This is a genomic window from Hydrogenophaga sp. (genome assembly GCF_026125785.1).
Taxonomy (GTDB): Bacteria; Pseudomonadota; Gammaproteobacteria; order Burkholderiales; family Burkholderiaceae_C; genus Hydrogenophaga.
This window is the reverse complement of the sequence record NZ_JAHCKL010000005.1, coordinates 144,583-169,201: the sequence shown is the minus strand read 5'-3', so window position 1 is coordinate 169,201 and position 24,619 is coordinate 144,583. Positions and strand designations below refer to the sequence as shown.

At 66.6% G+C, this 24,619-nt stretch carries 23 protein-coding genes; 11 read left to right on the top strand and 12 right to left on the bottom strand.

All coding sequences use genetic code 11. The features are described 5' to 3' along the window. Position 1: 1 nt before the first annotated feature. From KIT53_RS07730 to coaBC, 9 genes are all read right to left on the bottom strand, one after another. Positions 2–1,207 carry a ferritin-like domain-containing protein gene (locus KIT53_RS07730; RefSeq protein WP_297750105.1) on the bottom strand — a complete coding sequence of 402 codons (1,206 nt, stop codon included), beginning with the start codon at positions 1,205–1,207 and terminating at the stop codon, positions 2–4. After that, positions 1,170–2,030: a PhnD/SsuA/transferrin family substrate-binding protein gene (locus KIT53_RS07725; protein ID WP_297750101.1), complete on the bottom strand. Its 861-nt coding sequence runs from the start codon at positions 2,028–2,030 to the stop codon at positions 1,170–1,172. Before KIT53_RS07725 ends, KIT53_RS07730 begins: the two co-directional genes overlap by 38 nt. A gap of 11 nt (positions 2,031–2,041) precedes the next feature. After that, positions 2,042–3,157 carry an acyl-CoA dehydrogenase family protein gene (locus tag KIT53_RS07720; RefSeq protein WP_297750098.1) on the bottom strand — a complete coding sequence of 372 codons (1,116 nt, stop codon included), beginning with the start codon at positions 3,155–3,157 and terminating at the stop codon, positions 2,042–2,044. 36 nt (positions 3,158–3,193) lie between these two features. Further along, on the bottom strand, positions 3,194–4,648 hold the full coding sequence (selA, locus tag KIT53_RS07715; protein WP_297750095.1) for an L-seryl-tRNA(Sec) selenium transferase: 1,455 nt from the start codon (positions 4,646–4,648) through the stop codon (positions 3,194–3,196). After that, positions 4,648–5,676, bottom strand: a complete 1,029-nt coding sequence (gene fdhE, locus KIT53_RS07710; RefSeq protein ID WP_297750093.1) for a formate dehydrogenase accessory protein FdhE — start codon at positions 5,674–5,676, stop codon at positions 4,648–4,650. Before fdhE ends, selA begins: the two co-directional genes overlap by 1 nt. Before the next feature lie 160 nt (positions 5,677–5,836). Beyond that, the gene (locus KIT53_RS07705) at positions 5,837–6,454 is read right to left on the bottom strand and encodes a formate dehydrogenase subunit gamma (RefSeq protein WP_297750090.1); all 618 of its coding nucleotides are present in this window, start codon (positions 6,452–6,454) and stop codon (positions 5,837–5,839) included. Next, complete coding sequence (gene fdxH, locus KIT53_RS07700) at positions 6,451–7,332, bottom strand: formate dehydrogenase subunit beta (RefSeq protein WP_297750085.1); 882 nt, start codon at positions 7,330–7,332, stop codon at positions 6,451–6,453. The genes KIT53_RS07705 and fdxH overlap by 4 nt, the downstream gene beginning before the upstream one ends. A gap of 2 nt (positions 7,333–7,334) precedes the next feature. Continuing rightward, positions 7,335–10,415: a formate dehydrogenase-N subunit alpha gene (fdnG, locus tag KIT53_RS07695; RefSeq protein WP_297750082.1), complete on the bottom strand. Its 3,081-nt coding sequence runs from the start codon at positions 10,413–10,415 to the stop codon at positions 7,335–7,337. 402 nt (positions 10,416–10,817) lie between these two features. Further along, on the bottom strand, positions 10,818–12,044 hold the full coding sequence (coaBC, locus tag KIT53_RS07690; protein WP_297750080.1) for a bifunctional phosphopantothenoylcysteine decarboxylase/phosphopantothenate--cysteine ligase CoaBC: 1,227 nt from the start codon (positions 12,042–12,044) through the stop codon (positions 10,818–10,820). 154 nt (positions 12,045–12,198) lie between these two features. On the opposite strand from coaBC, the gene KIT53_RS07685 reads away from it, so the two are divergent. The 6 genes from KIT53_RS07685 to KIT53_RS07660 are packed head-to-tail and all read left to right on the top strand — an operon-like array spanning position 12,199 to position 17,789. Further along, a complete protein-coding gene (locus KIT53_RS07685; protein WP_297750076.1) occupies positions 12,199–13,869 on the top strand; it encodes a CTP synthase in 1,671 nt (556 codons plus the stop codon). 21 nt (positions 13,870–13,890) lie between these two features. Continuing rightward, entirely contained in the window at positions 13,891–14,748 is an 858-nt protein-coding gene (gene kdsA, locus KIT53_RS07680; RefSeq protein WP_297750074.1) for a 3-deoxy-8-phosphooctulonate synthase, read from the top strand. Between the two features lie 22 nt (positions 14,749–14,770). Then, positions 14,771–15,454: a methyltransferase domain-containing protein gene (locus tag KIT53_RS07675; protein ID WP_297750072.1), complete on the top strand. Its 684-nt coding sequence runs from the start codon at positions 14,771–14,773 to the stop codon at positions 15,452–15,454. A 41-nt stretch (positions 15,455–15,495) separates the two neighbouring features. Then, positions 15,496–16,779 carry a phosphopyruvate hydratase gene (eno, locus tag KIT53_RS07670; RefSeq protein ID WP_297750070.1) on the top strand — a complete coding sequence of 428 codons (1,284 nt, stop codon included), beginning with the start codon at positions 15,496–15,498 and terminating at the stop codon, positions 16,777–16,779. 51 nt (positions 16,780–16,830) lie between these two features. Continuing rightward, positions 16,831–17,115, top strand: a complete 285-nt coding sequence (gene ftsB, locus KIT53_RS07665) for a cell division protein FtsB (protein WP_297750068.1) — start codon at positions 16,831–16,833, stop codon at positions 17,113–17,115. After that, positions 17,112–17,789: an ATP-binding protein gene (locus KIT53_RS07660; RefSeq protein WP_297750066.1), complete on the top strand. Its 678-nt coding sequence runs from the start codon at positions 17,112–17,114 to the stop codon at positions 17,787–17,789. Before ftsB ends, KIT53_RS07660 begins: the two co-directional genes overlap by 4 nt. Before the next feature lie 486 nt (positions 17,790–18,275). On the opposite strand, the gene KIT53_RS07655 is transcribed toward KIT53_RS07660, so the two are convergent. After that, positions 18,276–19,253 carry an Hsp33 family molecular chaperone HslO gene (locus KIT53_RS07655; RefSeq protein WP_297750063.1) on the bottom strand — a complete coding sequence of 326 codons (978 nt, stop codon included), beginning with the start codon at positions 19,251–19,253 and terminating at the stop codon, positions 18,276–18,278. Between the two features lie 58 nt (positions 19,254–19,311). Beyond that, positions 19,312–19,836 (bottom strand): gamma carbonic anhydrase family protein, encoded by a 525-nt coding sequence (locus tag KIT53_RS07650; protein ID WP_297750058.1) that lies wholly within the window; start codon positions 19,834–19,836, stop codon positions 19,312–19,314. 47 nt (positions 19,837–19,883) lie between these two features. On the opposite strand from KIT53_RS07650, the gene KIT53_RS07645 reads away from it, so the two are divergent. From KIT53_RS07645 to KIT53_RS07630, 4 genes are all read left to right on the top strand, one after another. Then, positions 19,884–20,726 (top strand): ferritin-like domain-containing protein, encoded by an 843-nt coding sequence (locus tag KIT53_RS07645; protein WP_297750055.1) that lies wholly within the window; start codon positions 19,884–19,886, stop codon positions 20,724–20,726. A 97-nt stretch (positions 20,727–20,823) separates the two neighbouring features. Further along, the gene (locus tag KIT53_RS07640) at positions 20,824–21,441 is read left to right on the top strand and encodes a TetR/AcrR family transcriptional regulator (protein ID WP_297750052.1); all 618 of its coding nucleotides are present in this window, start codon (positions 20,824–20,826) and stop codon (positions 21,439–21,441) included. Between the two features lie 6 nt (positions 21,442–21,447). Next, positions 21,448–21,759, top strand: coding sequence for a hypothetical protein (locus KIT53_RS07635; RefSeq protein WP_297750049.1), 312 nt, complete (start codon positions 21,448–21,450; stop codon positions 21,757–21,759). Beyond that, complete coding sequence (locus KIT53_RS07630) at positions 21,756–22,424, top strand: DNA-3-methyladenine glycosylase I (RefSeq protein WP_297750046.1); 669 nt, start codon at positions 21,756–21,758, stop codon at positions 22,422–22,424. The genes KIT53_RS07635 and KIT53_RS07630 overlap by 4 nt, the downstream gene beginning before the upstream one ends. 44 nt (positions 22,425–22,468) lie before the next feature. On the opposite strand, the gene KIT53_RS07625 is transcribed toward KIT53_RS07630, so the two are convergent. Beyond that, positions 22,469–23,431 carry a LysR family transcriptional regulator gene (locus tag KIT53_RS07625; RefSeq protein WP_297750043.1) on the bottom strand — a complete coding sequence of 321 codons (963 nt, stop codon included), beginning with the start codon at positions 23,429–23,431 and terminating at the stop codon, positions 22,469–22,471. 196 nt (positions 23,432–23,627) lie between these two features. On the opposite strand from KIT53_RS07625, the gene KIT53_RS07620 reads away from it, so the two are divergent. Next, positions 23,628–24,605: a tripartite tricarboxylate transporter substrate binding protein gene (locus KIT53_RS07620; RefSeq protein ID WP_297750040.1), complete on the top strand. Its 978-nt coding sequence runs from the start codon at positions 23,628–23,630 to the stop codon at positions 24,603–24,605. Positions 24,606–24,619 lie beyond the last annotated feature (14 nt).

Here is a 24,619-nt window from a genome sequence, read left to right as displayed (position 1 = left end):
GTCACATGAAGTTGCGCGTGTGCAGATCCGCCAGGCGCTGCGCCTCCTCGCGGGCAAAACCCAGGCGCGCCAGGCGTGCGCGCCGGCCGGTGGCCATTTCGGCCTTGAGGTCCTGCACGGCGGCGTGGCCGCGCGCGATGGCCTGCGGCGACAGCGCGCCCGCCGCCAGCAGCACCAGCGCATCGAAGACCTCCTCGTTGAGTCCGGCGGTGCCTGCCAGGGCGTCGTAGCGCAGTTCCACGGCGTTGCGAAGGCGCGTCTGAAAGCCGGGCTCCACCGAGAGCCGGTACTCCAGGTGGGCCATGCCGAACGCGACATGGCGGGCCTCGTCGCGCGCGGTCAGGCGGGCGATCTGGCGCGTGACCGGATCGGGCGCATGCTCATGCAGGAAGTTGAGCAGGTTGACGAAACTGCCTTCGCCCAACACACCGAGCAGAAACGTCGCCACCGAAAAATCGGGCGCGTCGAACAAGGTCTGCAGCGAGGCCTGCCCGCCCGCAGTGGACAGTGCGGGCGCACGCCCGCGCAGCAGCGCGCGGCGGGTGAACACCTCCACATGGCGGGCTTCGTCGGCACACTGCTGCGCCAGGCACTGCAGCACCTCGCGGTAGTGGGGATGGATCTGGCCCAGGTGGCGCGCGGGCACCAGCAGCGCCGCGTTCTCGTTCTCGATCAGGTAGGTCATCACCTGCACCACCGCGTCCTCGACCTCGTCGTCCAGCGTGAACGGCTCCTCCCAGTCGATCGCGGTCTGCGGGTCCCATTGCGCGGCCATGGCCTGGCGGTGCAGCTCTCCCGCCGTCTCGGCCCACAGCTCATGGCGGCGGCGCAGCGCAAAGGCCCATGCCGGGCTGCCCGCCTCCACCCGCGCGCCGCGCGCGGCCAGCCCCCAGCAGGCCTGGGCCTCCTGCGCAGGCGGGTGTGTGGCATCCACGCGCGCGGGGCCACTGTCCAGGGCGCCGCGCCAGCGCCCTTCGGCCTGCGCGCCGCGGGTCACCACCGCCTGCCCGGCCTCCATGCGCAGGCCATGGCCGGTCTGGCGGCACCAGGCGGCCAGGTGGTCGTACCAGCCTGGCGCGTGGCCGTACACCACCAGTTCGCCACCCGCCGGCACCCGCGCCAGCGCACGGCGGATCAGCAGCAGCGCGCCCTGGTCCAGGCCCAGCGCCTCAATACCGATAGTCGGCCGGGAGGATGTCGCCATCATGGCTGTAGAACCCCTCGTCGTCGACCGCGCGCTCCAGCAACGCATAGCCACTGGTGCGGCCGCAGCGCCACTCGCGCAGGCCCTCCAGTTCCAGCAAGGGTCGTACCTGCGGATCGTCCCAGCGCATGGCCATCAGCAGGGCCACGAAGCGATCGACCAGCGCCTGGGGCGCGTCCGGGCTGGTGGTGAAGTTGCAGTGGTCGTATGCCCCCGTGCGCGCCACGATGCGGGTGGCTCCCGGCGGCAGCGTGCCATCGAGGCCGAAGGCCAGGTGATTGCCATCGATCAGGCAGCACGCATCCACCTCCCCGGCCATCAGCGCGGTCGCGGCATCGCGCTCGCCGCCGATGTGGTCGCCATGCTTGCCGCCAAGCACGTCGAAGCGGCGCACGGTGAAGTCCCGGCCGGGCACCAGGCCCTCGGCGCGGAACTGGCCCAGGGGGATCAGCGTGGCCTGTGGCGAATCGATCGCGCCCACACCCACGGTGCGCCCACGCAGGTCGGCCAGCGACTGCACCGCGCTGTCGGCCCGCACCACCACCAGCGAGCGCAGGTCGCAGTCGGTGTCGCGCATGGCCACCGCCGCCACCGTCTGCCCACGGTGGCGCGCGATGCGCTCGGCGCGCACCCAGGCCAATGGCGAATTCCAGGCGAGGTGAATGGCCCCTTCGAACTGCGCCTGCACCTGGCGTTCGTAGTTGGAATACAGCACGTAGTCGAAGGCCAGGCCGTGGCGGTGGAAGTGCGCCTTGAAGCCCTCCCAGATGGTGACCACCTTGGGCGCGTAGGCCACAGCCCCCATCAGCAGCGTGTCACGGGTCATGTGGGTACCCCCTAGAACAGCGGCAGGCCGGTGACGGCCTTGCCGATGAAGTCGTACAGCACATCGGAAGTCGGCGCCATCACGCTGGAGGCGCGCGCATCGCGGAACAGACGCTCGATGCCGGCTTCCTTGCGGAACGCCGCGCCGCCGCACACCCGCATGGCGATGTCGGTGACCTCCAGCGCGTGCTCCGCCGCCGCGGCCTTGACCTCCAGGACCCGCAGCATGGTGTCCGGCCGGCCCGCGCCGATCGCGGCCACGGTGTCGTCGAGCAGCGCGCGCGACATGTCCGCCTTGATGCGGGCGCGCGCAAGGTAGGCGCGGATGGTGGGCAGATCGGCCAGCGACGAACCCAGGTGCTGGTGCCGGGTTCCGCCGGCATGGCCGGCGGCACGCGCGATGGCGCCTTCCATGATCCCAACCGAGCAGGCCGCGCTCAGCGACACGAACCAGGGCAGCACCACGCCCATCATGGTGTCAAAGCCCTTGCCATCCTCGCCCAGGCGGTCACCGGCCTTCACGCGCACGCCTTTCGCGGTGATGGGCGTGGACGCATTGCCACGCAGGCCCAGGCCATCGAAATGACCAGGCTGGCTCAACCCTGGCAGTTTCGCGTCGACCAGCCACAGCGAGCTGGCACCCTCGGCCGCCAGCGGCTTGCTGGACCAGACGTAGCTGTCGGCCTCAAAGGCGGACGTAACCCAGCTCTTGCGCGCGTCCAGCACCACGGCGTCGCCCTCGGCGCTGGCCGTCCCCACAGGCGCCCAGAAGTGGCTGCGCGATTCCGCCTCGGAAAAGGCCAGCGTGCTCAGGTGCTGCCCCTGCGCGATGGCGCGGCGCACCGGCTCCGCCCCGAACGCCTCGATGACGGCGGTGGCGCAGTAGTGCATGCACACCACCATGGCCGTGGATGGGCAGGTCTGCGCGATGCGGGACACCACGTCGACCGCCTCGCGCAGGCCCTTGCCCTGCCCGCCCACCGACACCGCGCTGACCAGGCCGAGCAGCCCGGCCTGGCCCAGTGCCGAGATCATCTCTCGAGGAAAACGGGCCTCGGCATCGGTGCGCAATGCCAACGGCTCCAAGGTGTCGGTGATGATGGGTTGCAGGGCATCCAGCGTGTTCATCGTCGAGGCTCCTCTTGTCCTGGGGTGGGGGAACGGTCAGCCCAGCGCCTGCCGCAGGGCAGGCAACTGCGCCACGAAGGCCGCGCTGTCTTCAAGGCAGCGCAGGTCGAGCAGCAGCCGGTCTTCGGCCACGCGCCCGATCACGGGGCGCGGCAGCGCGCGCAGCGCCGCAGCGAGTTCGTCCAGGGCGCGTCCCGCGCCCTTCTTGCCAACCGGCGCCAGCGCCAGGCCGGCCGATGGCAGGCGCTCCACCGGCAGCGAGCCCGAGCCGATCTGGCCCAGCATGTCCTTCACCTCCACCGAGAAGCGCGGCGCCACGGCGCTCTGCACATCCGCGAGCAGGCTGTCGGCCTGCTCGCGGATGGCCTCGGCCGTGCGCGTGAGCAGCCGCAGCGTCGGCAGATCCTGCGCCAGGCGTTCGGGCCGCAGGTAGAGCATCAGCGTGGCCTCCAGCGCGGCCAGCGGCAGCTTGCTCATGCGCAAGGCGCGCTTCATCGGGAACTTGCGGATGCGGCCCACCGCCTCCTTGCTGCCCACGATGAGGCCAGCCTGCGGTCCGCCCAGCAGCTTGTCGCCGCTGAAGGTCACCACGTCGCAGCCGGCCGCGATCTTCTCGCGCGGCGTGGGCTCGTGCGGCAGGCCCCAGAGCGACATGTCCACCAGCGCGCCGCTGCCCAGGTCTGTGGCCATGGGCAGGCCACGCGCGTGCGCGATGCGAGCGATCTCGCCTTCGTCCACCGACGAGGTGAACCCCTGCACCGCGTAGTTGCTGGTGTGCACCTTCATCAACAAAGCCGTGCGCTCGGTGATGGCGTTGGCGTAGTCGTGCGGGTGCGTGCGGTTCGTGGTGCCCACCTCCACCAGCGTGGCGCCGGCGCTGGCCATCACGTCGGGCATGCGGAAAGCGCCGCCAATTTCCACCAGCTCGCCGCGCGAAACGATGACCTCGCGGCCACGCGCCAGCGCGGCAATGGACAGCAGGACGGCGGCCGCGTTGTTGTTGACCACCGTCGCCGCTTCGGCACCGGTGAGCGTGCACAACAGCTCCTCCACCACGCTGTCGCGGTCGCCCCGGCCGCCGCTGGCAAGGTCGTACTCCAGGTTGTTGGGCCCGGCCATCATGGCCAGCAGGTGCTGCAGCGCGCTGTCCGCCAGCAAGGCGCGCCCCAGGTTGGTGTGGATCACCGTGCCGGTGAGGTTGATCACCGCGCGCAGGCGCGGTGCCAGGCGTGCCTGCATCCGCCCCAGCACGGCCTCGTCCACCGCCTCGGGCGTGATCTGCGCGGCGTCCAGCGTGCCTTGGCGGGCGCGTTCGCGCAGCGACTCGGCCAGCGCACGCACCTCGTCGGCCACCAGGGTGTGGCCGTGCTCCGCCACCAGCGCGGCCACGGCGGGCCGGCGCAGGACGCGGTCGATGCTGGGAAGGTCTTTGGGGTTCGCCGGGTTCTTCGCCTGGGAACCGTCGACGACGGATTCGGTCAGGCGAGTCATCAGCGTTTCCCTGGTGGTGATTCGTCTTCGAGCAAAGGCTCGGGCGCGCCGAACAGCAGCATGAAGTTCACACCGTGGCGCTGCTTGCCGGTCTCGGCCACCAGCAGGTCCAGCGTGAGGCTGGCCAGGTCATCGGCGACCGGATCGACAAAGGGGTCGCGGTCGGTGTGGGCGATCTTGAGGTAGTGGCCACAGTCGTCGCAGGTTTCCGCCTGCACCTTGGCGGCGGTGGCGCGCGAGGCGCTGTCCTCGCCCACGGCATCGGCCAGGTCCAGCGACTGGTAGGCCAGCGACTGGGTGCTCAGGCAGTGCGGGCATTTGCCGCGAACCATGTGCCATTCCAGGTTGCACAGCGAGCAGTGCAGGTAACGCTGGCCCAGCGATTCGCCGCTGGTGCGCGTGATGCTCGCGGTCGGGCGGCTGCCGCAGCAGGGGCAGGCGGTCTCGTCGTCGATGCGGCCAAAGGGCGAACCCTGGCCCTGGTGCGCCGCCTGTACCGACAGCAGCAGGTGCGTCCAGTACACCTGCAGGGTGCCCCCCAGCAGCGGCGCCGCCGCCATGTCCAGACCGGTGGCCAGTCCGTTGAGCAGCAGGTCCGCCTGCCGCTCCAGGTAAACATCATCGGCCTCGGCCAGCCGGCGCAGCACGTCGCGCCCACCCTCTGGCGCGCGCGGCAGCAGCGCAGCCGCCATGCGGCGCGCCAGATCACGCCAGGCCATATCGCGCGGCCAATCCGCCGCCGGCAAGAGCGGCACACCGTCGCGCGCCGCACGGTCCACCGCCTCGGCGCCGGGCAGCGGCACCGCCGGCATGCTCTGCAGCGCACGCTGCTGCTCATGCACCAGGTCCGCCATGAAACCCAGGTAGTCCCCCAGCGCATGCCCGGCACCGGCCAACTGCCGCAAACGCATCTCCCGTTCGGCGAACAGGGTAGCCCGCTCAGGAAACCGCAGAAACACCGTGTCCCCGCCACCCCGCGCAGCGATCTCTTCCGCCGACATGATGCGCACCGTAGCGCTACTGGTCATCCCAAAATCCTTCAACAACAACAAACGAGCAAGCGAAGCGAGCCCCCACCCAGAGATGCCGAGGGTCCGGCTCCGCCGGCCCAAGGCATCGTCCCCCCTCGAAGCGCCGAAGGCGCGCTACGGAGGGGGGAAGCCGCGCAGCGGCGCAGGGGGGTGCCCCTCACTTCTTCTCTTCGTACCAAAGCGGATGGTTCAACCGCGCCCAGCTCTCGGTCACCGTGCCGCGCGTCATGGCGCGCACCGTGCCCTTGACCCAGATCGCGGCGTACACGTGCATGATCACGCTGAGCACCAGCACGACGGCGGCGACGGCGTGCAGCAGCACGGCGATGCGCATGACCGGGATGCTGAAGAACGGCGTGAACCATGGCCGCCAGAACATGAAGCCCGTGACCACCAGCACCAGCAAGCTCAAGGCCATGGCCCAGAACACCATCTTCTGGCCGTAGTTGTACTTGCCGGCCGGCGGCATGCCGGCCTTGTCGCCCCGGAGCATGCGCCCCGCATGCTTCGCCCACTCGCGGTCGGTGGCGGTGATGAGGTTCTCGCGCCAGATCTTGACGAAAAACACGAGGAAACCCAGCACCATCAGCAGGCCGAGGAAGGGGTGCAGGATCCGCGTCCACTGCCCACCGCCGAACAGGTTGGTGAAGAAGAACAGGCTGGGGTGGAAGAAGGCCAGCCCCGAGAGACCGGCGAGGAAGAACATGAGCGCGATGAACCAGTGGTTCATGCGGTCACCGTCCTTGTAGCGGACGATCAGGCGTTGCTTGCTCATTTCACGTCCTCCTTCTCGCCAGGTTCCTTCTCCTCGATGGGGCCGACCTTCATGTAGTGGAAGAAGCCCGCCACGGCGGCACCCAGCACGGCCGCGACCGCGAGCGGTTTGGCCACGCCCTTCCAGAGCGAAACGAAGGGACTGATCGTCGGATCCTTGGGCAGGTCCACCAGCTCGGGACGGTCGGCATGCTTCATCACGTACATGACGTGCGTGCCACCCACCCCTTGCGGGTTGTACAGGCCGGCGTTCTGGAAACCGCGCTCCTTGAGCTCACCCGTGCGCTTCTCGCCGTAGGCCACCATGTCGTCCTTGGTGCCGAACGAAATGGCGCCTGTCGGGCAGGTCTTCACGCAAGCCGGCTCCAGCCCCACGCCCACACGGTCGGAACACAAGGTGCACTTGTACGCCTTGTTGTCCTTCTCGCTGATGCGTGGCACGTCGAAGGGGCAACCCTTGACGCAGTAACCGCAACCGATGCAGTTCTCGCTGATAAAGTCGACGATGCCGTTGGCGTACTTCACGATCGCGCCGGGCGACGGGCAGGCCTTGAGGCAGCCCGGGTCCTCGCAATGCATGCAGCCGTCCTTGCGGATCAGCCATTCCAGGTTGCCCTCCTTGGGCTCGACCTCGAAGAACTTCATCACCGTCCAGCTCGAAGGCGTGAGATCGGCGGGGTTGTCGTAGACACCGATGTTGGTGCCAACCTCATCACGCAGGTCATTCCAGTTCATGCAAGCCACCTGGCAGGCCTTGCAGCCGATGCACTTGGACTCGTCGATGAGCTTGGCGAGCGCCGGCATGGACGTTCGCACCTGCGGCGTGGGTGTGGTGGTGGCCGAGCGCGCCACCACGTCGAGTGATTGGAGGCTTGACATGGTTACACCTTCTCGATGTTGACGAGGAACGCCTTGAACTCCGGTGTCTGCGAGTTCGCATCACCGACGAAGGGTGTCAGCGCATTGGCCAGGTAGCCGTTCTGCGTCACGCCCTTGAAGCCCCAGTGGATCGGAATGCCCACGTGGTGGACCTTCTGACCGTTGACATCCAGCGCCTTGATGCGCTTGGTGACCACACAAGCCGCCACGACTTCGCCGCGGTTGCTGCGCACGCGGACCTTGTCCCCTTGCCTGATGCCCTTCTCCTTCGCCAGCTCTTCGCCGATTTCGACGAAAGGCGCCGGCTGAACGATGGCGTTCGAGCGCGAGTGCTTGGTCCAGTAGTGCAAGTGCTCCGTGAGGCGGTAGGTGGTGGCCGCGTAGGGGAACTCTTCCTTCTTGCCGAAGGCTTCGAGATCACCCTTGAACACGCGGGCCGCCGGGTTGCTGACCGCCTTGGGGTTGTTCGGGCACATGAGGTTCACGCCCAGCGGCGTCTCGAACGGTTCGTAGTGCTCGGGGAACGGGCCATCGTTCATGCCGATGGCGTGCAGGCGGGCCACACCTTCGGGGTTCATGATGAAGGAGCCCACGCCTTCTTCAGGCGCCGCATTGGGCCGCATGTCCGGCACATCCACGCCACCCCAGGCCGAACCGGTCCAGCGCAGGTAGGAGCGCGAGGCATCCCACGGCTTGCCCGCCGTGTCGGCCGAGGCACGGTTGTAGAGGATGCGGCGGTTGGCCGGCCACGCGAAGCCCCAGCCGGGGAACACACCGAGACCACTGGGGTCGGAGGTATCGCGGCGCGCAGTCATGTTGCCCGCCTGCGTGAAGCAACCGGCGTAGATCCAGTTGCCGCACGCGGTCGAACCATCGGCCTGCAGCAGCGCGAAGTTGGGCATCTGCTCACCCGCCTTGACCAGCACGGCGCGCGGCGCGTTCGGGTCTTTCGGGTCGGGCGGCGCCAGCACGTCCTTGAGCGCACGGCCGTTGATCTCGCGCAGCAGTTCCACCGGCGACGGCACGTTGGCGTTCAGGTACGGCCAGGTCAGCGCGGCCACCGGTTCGGGCAGCGTGCCGCCGTCCTTCGCGTACATCGCGCGGATCTTCATGAAGAGCCGTGCCATGATTTCCGAGTCGACCTTGGCTTCGCCCGGCGGATCGACCGCCTTCTCCTTCCAGGCGATGACGCGGCTGGAGTTGGTGAAGGTGCCGGTCTCCTCGGCGAAACAACTGGTCGGGAAGCGGAACACCTCGGTCTGGATGGCCTTGGGGTCGACGTCGTTGAGCGGGCCGAAGTTCTTCCAGAACTCGCTCGTCTCCGTCTCCAGCGGATCCATCACCACCAGGTACTTCAGCTTGCTCAGCGCCTGCGAGAGCTTCTTCTTGTTGGGCACCGCCGCAATCGGGTTGAAGCCCTGCACGAGGAAGCCATTCATCTTGCCCTGGTGCATCAGCTCGAACATGTGCAGGATGTCGTAGCCGCCGTCGCGCTTGGGTATCCAGTCGTACGCGTAGTCGTTCGTCTCGTTCGCGGCGTCACCGTAGTAGGCCTTCATCAGGCTGGTGTGCCACTTGGGGAAGTTCTGCGGGAACGACATCTGGTTCGGACGCAGCGGCTTGGGCGTGCGGCGTGCCAGGTAGTCGGTGCGGTTGGTGTCCGCATCGCTGGGCGCGCTCATGTAGCCCGACAGCACCTCGGAGTAGGCGTTCATGTCGGTGATGCCCTGCACGTTGGCGTGGCCGCGCAGCGCGTTCACACCACCCCCCGGACGGCCCATGTTGCCCAGCAGAAGCTGGATCATGGCCATCGAGCGGATGTTCTGCGAGCCCACGCTGTGCTGGGTCCAGCCCAGCGCGTAGCAGATGGTCATCACCTTGTCGGGCCCCGCCGTGCCGGCCAGCATCTCGGCCACCTTCAGGAACTGGTCCTGCGGCGTGCCGGTGATCTTGCTGACCATCTCGGGCGTGTAGCGACTGTAGTGCTTCTTCATCTGCTGGTACACGCACAGCGGATCCTGCATCGTGTCATCGACCTTGACGAAGCCGTCCTCGCCGATCTGGTAGCCCCAGGTCGACTTGTCGTAGCTGCGTTTTTCCTCGTTGTAGCCCGAGAAGAAGCCGTTCTCATAGCTGAAGCCGGGCTTGGTGAGGAACGTCGCGTCGGTGTTGAACTTGACGTATTCGTGGTGAATCTTGTCCTGGCTCAACAGGTAGTTGATGACGCCGCCCAGGAAGGCGATGTCGGTACCCACCCGGATGGGTGCGTAGTAGTCGGCCACCGCCGCGCTGCGCGTGAAGCGGGGATCGACGACGATCAGCTTCGCCTTGCGGTGCTGCTGCGCCTCGGTCACCCACTTGAAGCCGCAGGGGTGGGCTTCGGCGGCATTGCCGCCCATGATCAGGACAAGATCCGTGTTCTTGATATCCGTCCACGAGTTGGTCATCGCTCCGCGACCGAAAGTCGGGCCCAGACTGGACACCGTCGGCGCGTGTCAGATGCGTGCTTGCGTGTCGAGGGTGACGATCCCCAGACCGCGAGCGATCTTGACGCTCAGATAACCGGATTCGTTGGAAGAAGCAGAGGAAATCAGGAAACCGGTGGAACTCCAGCGGTTGACCGTCGTGCCAGCGGCATTGGTCTTGATGAGGTTCGCATCGCGGTCGGCCTTCATGTGCTTGGCCACGCGCGTGAGCGCATCGTCCCAGGAGATGCGCTTCCACTCATCGGTGCCGGGCTCGCGCACCTGCGGGTAGAGCACCCGGTTGGGCGACTGGATCATGTCCATCACGCCAGCACCCTTGGGGCAGAGGGTGCCGCGGTTCACGGGGTTGTCCGGGTCACCCTCGATGTGAATGATGGTCGACTTGACGTTCTTCGCCTTGTCACCCAGGGTGTACATCACCAGACCGCAGCTCACCGAGCAGTACGGGCAGATGCTGCGGGTTTCGGTGGTTCTGGCCAGTTTGAAGCTTCGCGTCTCCGCGAGGGCCGCCGTGGGCGAAAAGCCCAAAGCGACCAGGCTGGATCCCACCAGCCCCGCTCCACTGACCCGGAAGAAATGCCTCCGGTTCATGTCCATGTCGTCGTTCTCCTGCGGGTCGTGGGACCCGTCTCATTGGATGGCCTGCTACCCGGCAGAGCTTTTTCCAGTTTGCACGACGGTCATGGATGGGCTGTGATCGCAATTACTTATGAACCACTTTGCATAAGAAACGGCCACCGGCCTGGCGACATTTCGTGGAGACAGCCTGTCTGCAGGCGCGACAATTTGTCGCAACCCGTCGTCGACAACCCTGCTTACAACGGGGCATTTCTGGCATCTATCTTGCTTCATCGCACAAGCCCCGGGGGAGAAACGTATCAGCCCCTCTGAAGAGGCGCCCCTACAGGCGGCGCGTTCCGTTCGGCCCATGCCGAAAATCACGCGCTTCGTGCTTTTCCGATCGAGTGAACTGTCGCATCCGCGACAGCATGAAGCCCGTCAGCGCTGCAACCGGCGGGCGATCTCCGCCACGAGTTGGCGGGCCAGCACGAGCTTGGACGCGCGGGGCAGTTCCGTCATGCCGCGCTCGTCCACCAGCAGCAGCGCGTTGTCGTCCTGCCCAAAAGTGGCCGGCCCGATGTTGCCGACCAGCAGCGGCACGCCCTTGCGCGCGCGCTTGGCCTGCGCGTGCTCCTCCAGGTCGTGGCTTTCGGCCGCGAAACCCACGCAGTAGAGAGCACCGCTCCTGGCGCGCGGCGAAGCCGCGATGCCCGCGAGGATGTCCGGGTTCTCGACAAAAGACAGCGTGGGCACCTCGCCCGAGCCGTCCTTCTTGATCTTCTGCTCCGCCGACGTGGCAGGCCGCCAGTCGGCCACGGCCGCCGCCGAGATGAACACCGTGGCACTGGGCACCAGCAGATCCAGGCTCTTCTGCATGTTCAGCGCCGACTTCACGTTCACCCGCCCGACGCCGCGCGGCGTGGGCAAGCCCACCGGCCCGGCCACCAGCGTGACCTGCGCCCCGGCCTCGTGCGCCGCACGGGCGATGGCGAAGCCCATCTTGCCGCTGGAGAGGTTGGTCAGCCCGCGCACCGGGTCGATGGCCTCGAAGGTCGGCCCCGCGCTCACCAGCACGTGCTGCCCCACCAGCAGCTTGGGCTGGAAAAAGCGGGTGATGTCGTACAGCAGTTCCTCGGGTTCGAGCATGCGGCCATCGCCGATCTCGCCGCAGGCCTGCTCACCCGCACCCACGTCCAGCACCGTGGCGCCGTCCGTGCGCAACTGCGCCACGTTGCGCTGCGTGGCCGGGTGCGCCCACATTTCGCGGTTCATGGCCGGCGCCAGGATCAGCGGCACCCGCTCGATGGGGCGGGCCAGGCACATCAGGCTGAGCAGGTCATCGGCCCGCCCGTGCACCAGCTTGGCCATGAAGTCCGCGCTGGCCGGCGCCACCACGATGGCATCGGCCTCGCGGCTCAGGTTGATGTGGGCCATGTTGTTGTCAACCCCGGCAGCGGGACGCGAATCCCACTGCGAGGTGAACACCGGGCGGCCCGACAGCGCCTGCAGCGTCACCGCCGTGGCGAACTGCTCGGCCGCCTCGGTCATCACCACCTGCACCGTGGCGCCCTGCTTGACCAGCGCGCGGCACAGCTCGGCCGACTTGTAGCAGGCGATGCCGCCCGAAAGGCCCAGGACGATGTGTTTTCCAGCTAGGTCGTTCATGGGCGCAATGTAGCAGCCGGCACCGTCCCGCGTCGGGCGAGCGGAAAGCTCACGCCCAACGCCCAACGCTCAACTCCCCACACCCGACTCCCCCAGACGCCCCCACCTATAATCGCCATTTCCACCTCCTGCGAGCAACCGGCTCGCCCGAGACATGACCAAATTTGTGTTCGTCACCGGCGGTGTGGTGTCCTCCCTGGGCAAGGGAATTGCCTCCGCCTCCCTGGCCGCGATCCTCGAGTCCCGCGGCCTCAAAGTCACCCTCATCAAGCTCGACCCGTACATCAACGTGGACCCGGGCACCATGTCTCCCTTCCAGCATGGCGAGGTCTTCGTCACCGACGACGGCGCCGAGACCGACCTGGACCTCGGCCACTATGAGCGTTTCATCGAAACGCGCATGAAAAAGACCAACAACTTCACCACCGGCAAGATCTACCAGTCGGTGCTGGAGAAGGAGCGCCGCGGCGACTACCTGGGCAAGACGGTGCAGGTGATCCCGCACGTCACCAACGAGATCCAGGAATTCATCAAGCGCGGCGCGGGCGTGGACACGCCTGACGCGGCCGACGTGGCCATCGTCGAGATCGGCGGCACCGTGGGCGACATCGAATCCCTGCCCTTCCTGGAAGCCGTGCGCCAGATGAGCCTGCGCCTGGGCCCGAACAACTCGGCCTTCGTGCACCTGTCCTACCTGCCGTGGATCGCCGCGGCCGGTGAACTCAAGACCAAGCCGACCCAGCACACCGCCAAGGAGTTGCGCGCCATCGGTATCCAGGCCGATGCGCTGCTCTGCCGCGCGGACCGCCCCATCCCCGACGACGAGCGTGCCAAGATCTCCCTGTTCTCCAACGTGCCCGAATGGGGCGTGATCTCCATGTGGGACGTGGACACCATCTACAAGGTGCCGCGCATGCTGCACGAGCAAGGCCTGGACGGCCTGATCTGCGACAAGCTGCGCATCAACACCCCGCCGGCCAAACTCCAGCGCTGGGACGACCTGGTCTACGAGGTCGAGCACCCGAAGGCCACGGTGAAGATCGCCATGGTCGGCAAGTACGTGGACCTGTCCGACAGCTACAAGTCCCTCAACGAAGCCCTGCGCCACGCCGGCATGAAGAACCATGCCCGCGTGCAGATCGAGTACATCGACTCGGAGACCCTGAGCCCGGCCAACGTCGCCAAGGTGCTCAGCCCCTTCGACGCCATCCTGGTGCCCGGCGGCTTCGGCAAGCGCGGCATCGAAGGCAAGATCTGCGCGGCCCGCTATGCCCGCGAGAACAAGGTGCCCTACCTCGGCATCTGCCTGGGCATGCAGGTCGCCACCATCGAGTACGCGCGCCACGTCGCCGGCCTCAAGGACGCCAACAGCACCGAATTCGAGCCCGACACGCCGCACCCGGTCATCGCGCTCATCACCGAGTGGAAGGACGCCGACGGCAGCATCCAGCAGCGCGACGCCAGCTCCGACCTCGGCGGCACCATGCGCCTGGGCGCGCAAAGCTCCGACGTGGCCAAGGGCACGCTGGCCCACAGCATCTATGGCGACGTGGTCACCGAGCGCCACCGCCACCGCTACGAAGCCAACGTGAACTACCTCGACCAGCTTCGGCAGGCCGGCCTGGTGATCTCCGCGCTGACCCAGCGCGAGCACCTCACCGAGATCGTCGAACTGCCGCAGACCGTGCACCCCTGGTACATGGGCGTGCAGTTCCACCCCGAGTTCAAGTCCACCCCATGGGCCGGCCATCCGCTGTTCAATGCCTACGTGAAGGCCGCGCTCACGCAGCAGGCGCAACGCGTGCCCGCCAAGGCCGTGGCCTGAAAGACGCAAGGACACGGCCCCATGAAACTCTGCGGCTTCGACATCGGACTGGACCACCCCTTCTTCCTCATTGCCGGCCCCTGCGTGATCGAGTCCGAGCAACTGCAGATGGACGTGGCCGGGCAGCTCAGGGAGATCACCTCCGCGCTGGGCATCCCGTTCATCTTCAAGAGCAGCTTCGACAAGGCCAACCGCAGCAGCGGCACCAGCTACCGCGGCCCCGGCCGTGAAAAAGGCCTGGAGGTGCTGGCCAAGGTCAAGGCCACGCTGGGCGTGCCGGTGCTCACCGACGTGCACGGTGAAGACGACATCGCCGATGCCGCGCGGGTCTGCGACGTGCTGCAGACGCCGGCCTTCCTCTGCCGCCAGACCGACTTCATCCGCGCCGTGGCGCAGAGCGGGCGGCCGGTCAACATCAAGAAGGGCCAGTTCCTCGCGCCGCACGACATGAAGAACGTCATCGACAAGGCCCGCGCCGCCGCCAAGGAAGCCGGCCTGCCCGAAGACAGCTTCATGGCCTGCGAACGCGGTGCCAGCTTTGGCTACAACAACCTCGTCTCCGACATGCGCAGCCTCGCCATCATGCGCGAGACCGGCGCGCCGGTGGTGTTCGACGCCACCCACAGCGTGCAACTGCCCGGCGGCCAGGGCACCAGCAGCGGCGGACAGCGCGAGATGGTGCCCGTGCTCGCGCGCGCGGCGGTTGCCGTGGGCGTGGCGGGCCTGTTCATGGAAACCCACCCCGACCCGGCCAAGGCGCTTTCCGACGGCCCCAACGCCGTGCCGCTCAAGCACATGAAGGCGCTGTTGGAAACCCTGCTTGCCCTCGATGCGGTGACGAAGAAGAACGGTTTTCTCGAAGACAGGTTTACCCGCTAATTTTTCATACTAGAAAGAATTCATGTACGGAGGCTATTCCTTTACCACGTTCGACGATCTGTGCGCCTGCGTACTGCAGTACATCAAGCCCGAGCGTGTTCTCGATATCGGTCCCGGCGAAGGCAAATACGGGCGGATGGTGCGTTCTTGCGATATGCCTCAACCTCATTTAACGGCCGTCGAATACGAGCCGCTGCGCCGCGACGAGTTACTGGCCATCGGTTACGACGAGGTGCGCACCATGAGCGCTCTGGATCTCATGAAGAAGCCGGAAGAAGAATTCGACTTCGTGATCCTGGGCGATGTGATAGAGCACTTCCGCAAGTCCGAGGGGCAGGATTTGCTGGAGTACCTGAACTACCGGTGCAAATACATGCTGATCGTTACACCAGAAGCCATGCCCATGAGTTTCCCCAATTTCTACGAAGGGCACAACTCCTTGTGGCGCCCCGAGTCGATGGTGTGGCACGACCTGTGGGCGCATTGCCGCAATGCCACTATGCACTTCTACCTGTTGCGTGGCTACCTGGGTCCCAACTCCCCCGTACAACTGGCCCATGTGGTGGAGCATGCGAACGCGCAGCCATTTATGGGCATGAGAACGAGCCCCAACCAATCCCCGCTCCCCCGGACGCTTTCCCTTCATGACACCGTGATCAGGGACCCTTATCCGCCGGGGCACCACGTACATTACCGGGCGCTCTGACTCGCTCCGTTTTTCCATTCTTCACAACTATCGAGAAAATCATGAGTGCAATCGTTGACATCGTTGGCCGCGAAATCCTCGACAGCCGCGGCAACCCCACCGTCGAATGCGACGTGCTGCTGGAAAGCGGCGTGATGGGCCGCGCCGCCGTGCCTTCTGGCGCATCCACCGGCTCGCGCGAAGCCATCGAACTGCGCGACGGCGACAAGAGCCGCTACCTGGGCAAGGGCGTGCTCAAGGCAGTGGAGCACATCAACACCGAGATCAGCGAAGCCGTGCTGGGCCTGGACGCCTCCGAGCAGGCCTTCCTGGACAAGACCCTGATCGACCTGGACGGCACCGAGAACAAGGGCCGCCTGGGCGCCAACGCCATGCTGGCGGTCTCCATGGCCGTGGCCCGCGCCGCCGCCGAGGAGGCAGGCCTGCCCCTGTACCGTTACTTCGGCGGCATGGGCGCGGTGCAGATGCCCGTGCCCATGATGAACGTGGTCAACGGCGGCGCGCACGCCAACAACAACCTCGACCTGCAGGAACTCATGATCATCCCCGTGGGCGCGCCGAGCTTCCGCGAGGCCCTGCGCTGGGGCGCCGAGGTGTTCCACGCGCTCAAGAAGATCGTGCACGACAAGGGCATGAGCGTGGCCGTGGGTGACGAAGGCGGCTTCGCGCCCAGCGTGGAGAGCCACGAAGCCGCGCTGCAGATGATCCTGGAGGCCATATCCAACGCCGGCTACACCGCCGGCGAGCAGATCGCACTCGGCCTGGACTGCGCCGCCAGCGAGTTCTACAAGGACGGCAAGTACCACCTCGAAGGCGAAGGCCTGGTGCTGAGCGCCGAGGACTGGACCAACATGCTCGCCACCTGGGTGGACAAGTACCCCATCATCAGCATCGAGGACGGCATGGGCGAAGGCGACTGGGACGGCTGGAAGCTGCTCACCGAACGCCTGGGCGGCAAGGTGCAGCTCGTCGGCGACGACCTCTTCGTCACCAACACCAAGATCCTCAAGGAAGGCATCGACAAAGGCATCGCCAATTCGATCCTCATCAAGATCAACCAGATCGGCACCCTGACCGAGACCTTCGCCGCCATCGAGATGGCCAAGCGCGCGGGCTACACCGCCGTCATCAGCCACCGCTCCGGCGAGACCGAGGACAACACCATCTCCGACATCGCCGTGGGCACCAACGCCGGCCAGATCAAGACCGGCTCGCTCTCGCGCTCCGACCGCATGGCCAAGTACAACCAGCTCCTGCGCATCGAAGAAGACCTGGGCGACGTCGCCTTCTACCCCGGGCGTGACGCTTTCTACAACCTGAAGTGAAACGTCCATCGCGGCGGCTGGCCTCTTCGATGACAATCTGAGCCATCCACCATGGCCCGCCGCTTCATCCCCGCCCTCCTGATCGCGCTGCTGCTCATCCTGCACGCGCAGCTCTGGTTCGGGCGGGGCAGCGTGGCCCAGGTGGCGCACATGAAGCAGCAGCTCGCCGCGCAGAACGAGACCAACGAAGCCTCGCGCCTGCGCAACGAACAGCTCTCCAGCGAAGTGCGCGACCTGCAGGAAGGCCTGGACATGGTCGAGGAACTGGCCCGCCAGGAACTGGGCATGGTCAAGCCCAACGAGATCTTCGTCCAGATCGCCAAGAGCAAACCTTGATCCCCCGGGATCGCGCCGCCACCGTCGCACTGCTCGGCGGAGAATCCAGCGGCAAGACCACACTGGCCACCGGCCTGCAGAAGCAGTTGCAGGACCTCCATGGACTGCGCGCCGTGCTGGTGCCCGAATACCTGCGCACCTGGTGCCAGGCGGCGGGCCGCGCCCCCCGCGCCCACGAGCAAGCCGCCATCGCCGAAGAACAGACCCGCCTGATCCGGGCCGCACAGGCCGCGCCGGGCGTGGACGTGGTGATCGCCGACACCACCGCGCTCATGGTGGCCGCCTACAGCGCGCTCTACTTCCAGGACGACAACCTGCTGCCCCCCGCACTGGCCGAACAGGCACACCACGACCTCACCCTGCTCATGGGCCTGGACCTGCCGTGGACACCCGACGGCCTGTTCCGCGACAGCCCCGCCATCCGCGAAGCCACGGACACCTGGCTGCGCCACACACTGCAGACAGCCGGCATCCGTTTTCAGACGGTGTACGGCCCACCCCAGGCACGCGAACGCCAAGCCCTGCGCGCCATCGGCCACACCCTGGACCGCCCGCTGGTGGCACGCGACACCACCCTGGAAACCGGCCTGCGGCCCTGGTCCTGCGACACCTGCAGCGACCCGGACTGCGAGCACCGGCTGTTCACCGCACTGCTGCCCACCCGTCCTATTTGAGCCAACCCTTTCCGTTCCATTCGCCGTGAGCCCCCCCCGTTCGCACTGAGCCCACCCCTTCCGTTCGCCCTGAGCTTGTCGAAGGGCTCTCACAAGGCTTCGACAAGCTCAGCCCGAACGGATGTGGGAGCTCAGCCAGAACGGATTCGGGAACTTAACCCGAACGGATGCGGGAGCTCGGTCCGAACGGGGCTTGGAGGGCCACGCGGACGGGAAAGCGCACTTCAATCCGAGCGGGTCACCTCATTTCAAACAGAGACACCACGCCAGTTCCGAACCCTCCCCTTCCGTTCGCCCTGAGCCTGTCGAAGGGCTCTCACAAGGCTTCGACAAGCTCAGCCCGAACGGATGCTGGAGCCCTGCCAGAACGGATGCTGGAGCTCACCCCGAACAAACGCCGGGGCTCAGACTGAATGGAGCTGGGACTCAGCCCAGACAGAACCGCCCCCATGTATGAGACGTGCATGCACCCAGCCCGGTGCCCTGTCAGTGCTGGCGGTCGCTCGCTGGAGGCTGTTGCGACGGGGTCAGGAACACCTGGGCCGCGTCCACCGGGTCGAAGCGGTACTTGGTGCCACAGAACTCACAGCCCACTTCCACCTGGCCTTGTTCGGCCAGGATGGACTCGACCTCTTCGTGGCCCAGGCCGCGCAGCATGCCGCTGACGCGTTCGCGTGAGCAGGTACAGGCGAAGCGTGGGCCCTGCTCGCCGGTGAGCGGCTCGAAGCGGCGCACGTCCTCTTCCCAGAACAGGCGGTGCAGGATGGTGTCCGCATCCAGGCCCAGCAGTTCCTCACGCTTGAGGCTGGCGGCCAGGATGGCGATGCGGTTGTAGTCCTCGTTGCGGCCGATCTGGTCCTCGTCGCGCTGCCCCGAGGCGCCTGCCAGGTTGCCCTCGCCCTGCAGAGGCAGGCGCTGGATCAGCAGGCCCGCTGCCATGTTCTCGTCGGCCGCCAGCACCAGCCGCGTGTCGAGCTGTTCGCTCTGCAGCATGTAGTGCTCCAGCACTTCGCTGAGCTTCTCCAGCTTCTCGTGCCGGTCACCGAACAGCGGCACCACGCCCTGGTAAGGCTGCTGGCCGGGCAGGCGGTCCTTGGGGTCCAGGGTGATGGCGCAGCGGCCCTGGTTGTTCACGTTCACCATGTGCGAGAGCGGCGCATCCGCCGCCACCTCGCCCATCACGGTGGCGGTGGCACGCAGGCTCAGGTCGGGTTGCACCTCGGCCACGGCCAGCTTCACCGGGCCATCGCCCATGATCTGCATCACCAGCGCACCATTGAACTTGATGTTGGCCTGCATCAGCGTGGCCGCGGCCGTCATCTCACCGAGCAGCTCGGTCACGGCCGCCGGGTAGCCGCCCGCCTCGCGGTGGCGGCGCAGGATCTCCTGCCAGGCATCGGTCAGACGAACCAGCATGCCCCGCACGGGCAGGCCTTCAAAGACGAATTTGTGGAGTTCGGACAAGCGCTTCTTTCAGAGGGACAACAGATCGCAGATCGGGACGAACACAGGTACGTCGGGGTCAGGCGATCCTTTTCAAGGTCTTGCGGAACAGGCGGGCGTTGTCGATGTAGTGGCGCGCGCTCCAGCGCAGGCGCTCGATCTGCTCCGGCGTGAGGCTGCGCACCACGCGCGCCGGGCTGCCCATGATCATGGAGCCGTCCGGAAACTCCTTGCCCTCCGTCACCAGCGAACCCGCGCCCACCAGGCAGTTGCGCCCGATCTTCGCGCCGTTGAGCACCACCGAGCCGATGCCGATGAGCGACTCGTCGCCGATGGTGCAGCCGTGCAGCATCACCTGGTGGCCCACCGTCACGTTCTCGCCAATGGTCAGCGGCAGGCCCTCGTCGGCGTGCAGCACCGAGCCGTCCTGGATGTTGCTGCCGCGCCCGATCGCGATGGCCGCCGAATCGCCGCGCACCGTGGTGCCAAACCACACGCTGCTGTCCTCGGCCAGCGTCACCTCGCCCATCACCTGCGCGTTCTCGGCCACCCAGGCGGAATCCGCCACGCTCGGCGCCACGCCGTCCAGTTCGTAAATTGCCATGCCCTCGGTCTCCGTCTGCCTGGTTCGTGAAACCTAGAATTGTAGGGATGCAAGCGCCCGCCATCCTGTCGCCCGTTTCCCTGCGCCAGCAGGCCCTGGCGGCCCTGTGTACCGCCGAACCGCAGGCCAAACTGGCCGCCGCCCACGCGCTGCACGTCGCCTTGCAAGGCGGCACGGCGGCCATAGACCCCGGCGAAACCCCGCAACCCGACCCGGCCGACGAGCTGCCCGGACGCCCCGCGCGCCCCGCACTCATCCCTCCTGCCGACGTGCCCCAGCGTTCGCCCTTCACACCCGAAGGGCTGGCCGCGCTGCTGCACGCCGTGGCCCACATCGAGTTCAACGCCATCGACCTCGCGCTGGACGCCATCTGGCGCTTCCCGCACATGCCCGAGGACTTCTACCGCGACTGGACCCAGGTCGCCCATGAAGAGGCCATCCACTTCGGCCTGCTGAGCGATCACCTGCGCAGCCTGGGCCACGTCTACGGCGACTTCCCCGCGCACAACGGCCTGTGGGAAATGTGCGTGAAGACCCGACACGACGCCACCGCCCGCATGGCGCTGGTGCCGCGCACACTGGAAGCACGAGGCCTGGACGCCACCCCGCTCATACAGGCCCGGCTGCGCAAGGTGAACAGTCCCGCCGCGCTGCGCGCCATCGAGATCCTGAACGTGATCCTGCGCGACGAAATCGGCCATGTGGCCGTGGGCAACCGCTGGTACGCCTGGCTTTGCCAGCAGCAGGGCCTGGACCCCGTGGCCCACTACCGCACGCTGGCCCGTGCGTACAACGCACCGCGCCTGCGCCCGCCGTTCAACGACGCGGCCCGCCGCGCGGCGGGGTTCACACCGGCCGAGCTGGAAGCGCTGTCCAGCGGCACGGCCTGAGCGCTTCGTCAACAACCGCCTTCTTGACAGATTGGGACGACCGTCCTAATCTCGCACCCCACATAGGACACACGTCCTACGAACCGAAACCCCTCCCATGCCCACCACCCGCGACCAGATCGTTGACGCCGCCGACCAGTTGTTCTACGAGCAAGGGTTCGAGCACACGTCCTTCGCGCACATCGCGGACGCGGTGCGCATCTCGCGCGGCAACTTCTACTACCACTTCAAGACCAAGGACGAGATCCTGGACGCGGTGATCGCCGCGCGCATGGAGCGCACCCGGCAGATGCTGGCGCAGTGGGCGCAGCAAGGCGACACGCCGCAAGCGCGCATCGCCGCCTTTATCGACATCCTCGCGCGCAACCGCGACAAGATCATGCGCCATGGCTGCCCCGTGGGCACCCTGTGCGCCGAGATGGCCAAGCTGGGCCACGCCGCCGGGCAGGAAGGCGCCAACCAGATCCTGGCGCTCTTTGGCGACTGGCTGGCCCGGCAGTTCGGCCAGATGGGCCACCGCAAGCCGCAGGCCCGGGCGCTCGCCCTGCACCTGCTGGCGCGCAGCCAGGGCGTGGCCACGTTGACCAACGCCTTCCAGGACCCCGCCTTCGTCCGCCACGAAGTGGCGCAGATGCACGCCTGGCTGGCCCAGCAAGGCGCGGAGCCCGGCCCCCCAGCCACCACCAACACCCCACCCTCTCGCAGAAAGGCCTGACGCACCATGCACATCGTCCTGCTCCGCTTCTCGCACAACAAGGCGGCCGCGCCGCAGCACATGGCCGGCCACAAGGACTGGCTGCAGCGCGGCTTCGACGACGGCAGCTTTCTGCTCTCGGGCAGCCTGGCGGGAGGCCAGGGCGGCATGGTGCTGGCCGCGCCCGGCGTGGCGCCCGCGGCGCTGGCCGAACGCGTGCAGCAAGACCCCTTTGTGAGCGAGCAGGTGGTGAGCGCCGAGATCATCAGCGTGGCGCCCCACCGCGCGGACGAACGCCTGCGCTGCCTCATGGCCGAAGAAGGCGCCCGCACCGCATGAGCACGAACACCACCACAACCTCCTCCGCCGCGACCACGCCCGCCCAGGCACCCGCGCGTCTGCTGCCCGGGCCCGACGGCCGGCCGCGCTGCCGCTGGTGCGCGTCCGCACCCGAGTTCCTGCCGTACCACGACACCGAGTGGGGCTTCCCCGTGGACGACGACCGCCGCCTGTTCGAGAAAATCTGCCTCGAAGGTTTCCAGTCCGGCCTGAGCTGGCGCACCATCCTCGCCAAACGCGAGAACTTCCGCGCCGCCTTCCACGGCTTCGACTTCCACCGCATCGCCCGCTACACCGAACGCGACGTGGACCGCCTGCTGGCCGACGCCGGCATCGTGCGGCACCGGGGCAAGATCGAAGCCGTCATCCACAACGCGCGCTGCGCCCAGACCCTGGTGCAGGAAGCCGGCTCGCTGGCCGCCTTCTTCTGGCGCCACGAACCCACCGCGCAGGAAACACAGGCCGCTGAACCCCAGACCGCCTCCACCTCGGCCACGTCCGTGCGCCTCTCCAAGGAACTCAAGCGGCGCGGCTGGAAGTTCGTCGGCCCCACCACCGTGTTCGCCTTCATGCAGGCCATGGGCCTCATCAACGACCACGCACGCGGCTGCGTAGTGCGCGCGCAGGTGGAGAAGGCACGCAAGGGGTTCCAGCGGCCGGCATGAGGCGGACCTCAGTCCCCAACAGGTTCAGGTCAGCGCCTGCGGCGTCACGCCTGGGAAGATGCAGGCCCGCCGCCAGCTCCCCGGATCGCCCGCGACAACTGGGGATAGGTGCCCGCAACGGGTGAAGGAAAGGCCGCGATCAACCTGTCCGCAAGCAATCGAACAACGGCCGGCAACTGCCGACCGGCCTTGGCAAACAAGCACAGCCGGGGGTGAAGCTCCTTGTGTCCCGCCAGCGGCCGAAACACCAACTGGCCGGTGGAAAGTTCGTAGAGCACGGCGGCCAGAGAAACAAAGCCGATACCCGAGCCGTTCATCACCAACTCTCGGAACATCGCCGCGGAATCGGTTTCCACCACCGGCTCTATCGGCACCCCCTCCTCCCGCTGCATGCGAGTGATGTTCTCCCGCATCTCGCCAGAGCGCTGCAGGATGATGGGAAACGCCGCGCATTGCTCCAGGGAAATCTCCTCATGCCTTGCGAGCGCATGCGTCGGCGGAAGAATGACGCCCGTTGGCATTTCAGCGCTGTGCAGGACCGTCAGCGGCGCACCTGGCGGCGGGTCGTACGCCAGGCCCAGGTCGATGTCATCCTCGGAAACCAGGCGCACGGCCTCCACCGAATTCCTCACCACGAACGAATAGCGGATCGCCGGGTGCTGCTGCAGCAGTTCATGAATGACGGGTGGCAGCAGATCCTCCGCCAGCGCGTGCAAGGTGGCCAGCGAGACATGCCCCCGCTTGGCCTGCCGAATCTGGTCCACCTCCGACACGGCGTAGTTGTAGTCCTGCTGCAGGCGTTTGGCGGTATCGAACAGGATCTGCCCGGCCTGCGTCAGGCGCATGCCCCTTGGCAACCGCTCGAACAGCGGTGTCCCCAACTGCTCTTCGTATTCGAGGATATGCCTGTTGATGGCGGACGCGGCGATGTGCAGCTTCTCGGCGGCTGCCCGGATGGAGCCCTCTCTCGCCACTTCGACGAAGTAGCGCATCAGCGGCGCAAACATAGATGTCCTTCCGATTCGGATCGTGGGAGGTGAATCGCTCGGACCGTACCCGTTTTGAGTACGGGTCGTGACCAAATCAATGCTTGTTGGGGGCATGGTAGCCCCACTAGCATGAACCCTGCCATGCGCTGCTTCATCCCTCGCATGGCGAAGGCAGCGCATTCCCTCTCTTTCTCATCGAACCAGGACAAACGCCATGAAGCATCCCTTTCTGACCGCGTTGATCGTAGCCACTTCCGTGGTCAGCGCAACCCATGCCTCGGCCCAATCCACGTGGCCGGAAAGGACGGTCAAGATCGTGGTCCCCTACCCCGCCGGCCCTGGTCCCGCGGACACCATCGCCCGCATCCTGGGCGAGAAGCTGGCCAAGCAACTCGGGCAGCCGTTCGTTGTGGAAAACAAACCCGGTGCCAGCGGCAACATCAGCACAGAGTACGCGGTGCGCTCGCCCGCCGACGGCTACACCCTCCTGCTGGGTGCCATCGGGCCAATGGCGATCAACCCCAATATCTTCAAAAGCCTTTCGTTCGATGTGTCCAAAGACCTTCAGCCTGTCTCCTTCGTCGGCACTGAAAACTTCGTCCTGGTGACAGGAACATCGACGGGCGTGACAAGCCTGAAGGACCTGGTCGTTCGGGCGAAGGAGAAACCCGACGCCTTCAGCTACGGCTCCAGCGGCGTCGGCTCGGGCACGCATCTGGCCGGCGAACTGTTCCAGCGCGCGGCAGGCATCCGCCTTCTGCACGTGCCCTACCGGGGAGGCACCTCGGTCATAAACGATGTGCTGGCCGGCACCATCCCGTTGAACTTCACCTCAGCCCCCCTCGCCGCCATTCATCAGAAGTCCGGCAAGCTCAACGTGTTGGCCGTCACGAGCAACGTGCGCACCACTTTGCTACCTGACGCACCAACCATGAGCGAAGCCGGCTACCCCGAAGCACAGTTCACTTCCTGGTACGGATTCTTCGTGCCCGCCCAGACACCCAAGCCAATCGTTGACCGCATCCATTCGCAGATCAACCTGGCTCTGGAAGACCCCGACGCGCGCAAACGCATTGCCGACATCGGCTTGACCTTACGCCCCATGACCATCGATGGCTTCAAGTCGTTCGTCAAGGACGAAACGGCACGCATCCAGGGCCTTGTCCGTTCCGCCAACATCACCGCCGAATGACGGGGCCAGAACAA

What these genes read in the sequence shown, in the direction of transcription:
- KIT53_RS07730 (WP_297750105.1), bottom strand. Translation starts at nt 1,207, where the DNA reads ATGATGGCGACATCCTCCCGGCCGACTATCGGTATTGAGGCGCTGGGC.
- KIT53_RS07725 (WP_297750101.1), bottom strand. Translation starts at nt 2,030, where the DNA reads ATGACCCGTGACACGCTGCTGATGGGGGCTGTGGCCTACGCGCCCAAG.
- KIT53_RS07720 (WP_297750098.1), bottom strand. Translation starts at nt 3,157, where the DNA reads ATGAACACGCTGGATGCCCTGCAACCCATCATCACCGACACCTTGGAG.
- selA (WP_297750095.1), bottom strand. Translation starts at nt 4,648, where the DNA reads ATGACTCGCCTGACCGAATCCGTCGTCGACGGTTCCCAGGCGAAGAAC.
- fdhE (WP_297750093.1), bottom strand. Translation starts at nt 5,676, where the DNA reads ATGACCAGTAGCGCTACGGTGCGCATCATGTCGGCGGAAGAGATCGCT.
- KIT53_RS07705 (WP_297750090.1), bottom strand. Translation starts at nt 6,454, where the DNA reads ATGAGCAAGCAACGCCTGATCGTCCGCTACAAGGACGGTGACCGCATG.
- fdxH (WP_297750085.1), bottom strand. Translation starts at nt 7,332, where the DNA reads ATGTCAAGCCTCCAATCACTCGACGTGGTGGCGCGCTCGGCCACCACC.
- coaBC (WP_297750080.1), bottom strand. Translation starts at nt 12,044, where the DNA reads ATGAACGACCTAGCTGGAAAACACATCGTCCTGGGCCTTTCGGGCGGC.
- KIT53_RS07685 (WP_297750076.1), top strand. Translation starts at nt 12,199, where the DNA reads ATGACCAAATTTGTGTTCGTCACCGGCGGTGTGGTGTCCTCCCTGGGC.
- kdsA (WP_297750074.1), top strand. Translation starts at nt 13,891, where the DNA reads ATGAAACTCTGCGGCTTCGACATCGGACTGGACCACCCCTTCTTCCTC.
- KIT53_RS07675 (WP_297750072.1), top strand. Translation starts at nt 14,771, where the DNA reads ATGTACGGAGGCTATTCCTTTACCACGTTCGACGATCTGTGCGCCTGC.
- eno (WP_297750070.1), top strand. Translation starts at nt 15,496, where the DNA reads ATGAGTGCAATCGTTGACATCGTTGGCCGCGAAATCCTCGACAGCCGC.
- ftsB (WP_297750068.1), top strand. Translation starts at nt 16,831, where the DNA reads ATGGCCCGCCGCTTCATCCCCGCCCTCCTGATCGCGCTGCTGCTCATC.
- KIT53_RS07650 (WP_297750058.1), bottom strand. Translation starts at nt 19,836, where the DNA reads ATGGCAATTTACGAACTGGACGGCGTGGCGCCGAGCGTGGCGGATTCC.
- KIT53_RS07645 (WP_297750055.1), top strand. Translation starts at nt 19,884, where the DNA reads ATGCAAGCGCCCGCCATCCTGTCGCCCGTTTCCCTGCGCCAGCAGGCC.
- KIT53_RS07640 (WP_297750052.1), top strand. Translation starts at nt 20,824, where the DNA reads ATGCCCACCACCCGCGACCAGATCGTTGACGCCGCCGACCAGTTGTTC.
- KIT53_RS07635 (WP_297750049.1), top strand. Translation starts at nt 21,448, where the DNA reads ATGCACATCGTCCTGCTCCGCTTCTCGCACAACAAGGCGGCCGCGCCG.
- KIT53_RS07630 (WP_297750046.1), top strand. Translation starts at nt 21,756, where the DNA reads ATGAGCACGAACACCACCACAACCTCCTCCGCCGCGACCACGCCCGCC.
- KIT53_RS07625 (WP_297750043.1), bottom strand. Translation starts at nt 23,431, where the DNA reads ATGTTTGCGCCGCTGATGCGCTACTTCGTCGAAGTGGCGAGAGAGGGC.
- KIT53_RS07620 (WP_297750040.1), top strand. Translation starts at nt 23,628, where the DNA reads ATGAAGCATCCCTTTCTGACCGCGTTGATCGTAGCCACTTCCGTGGTC.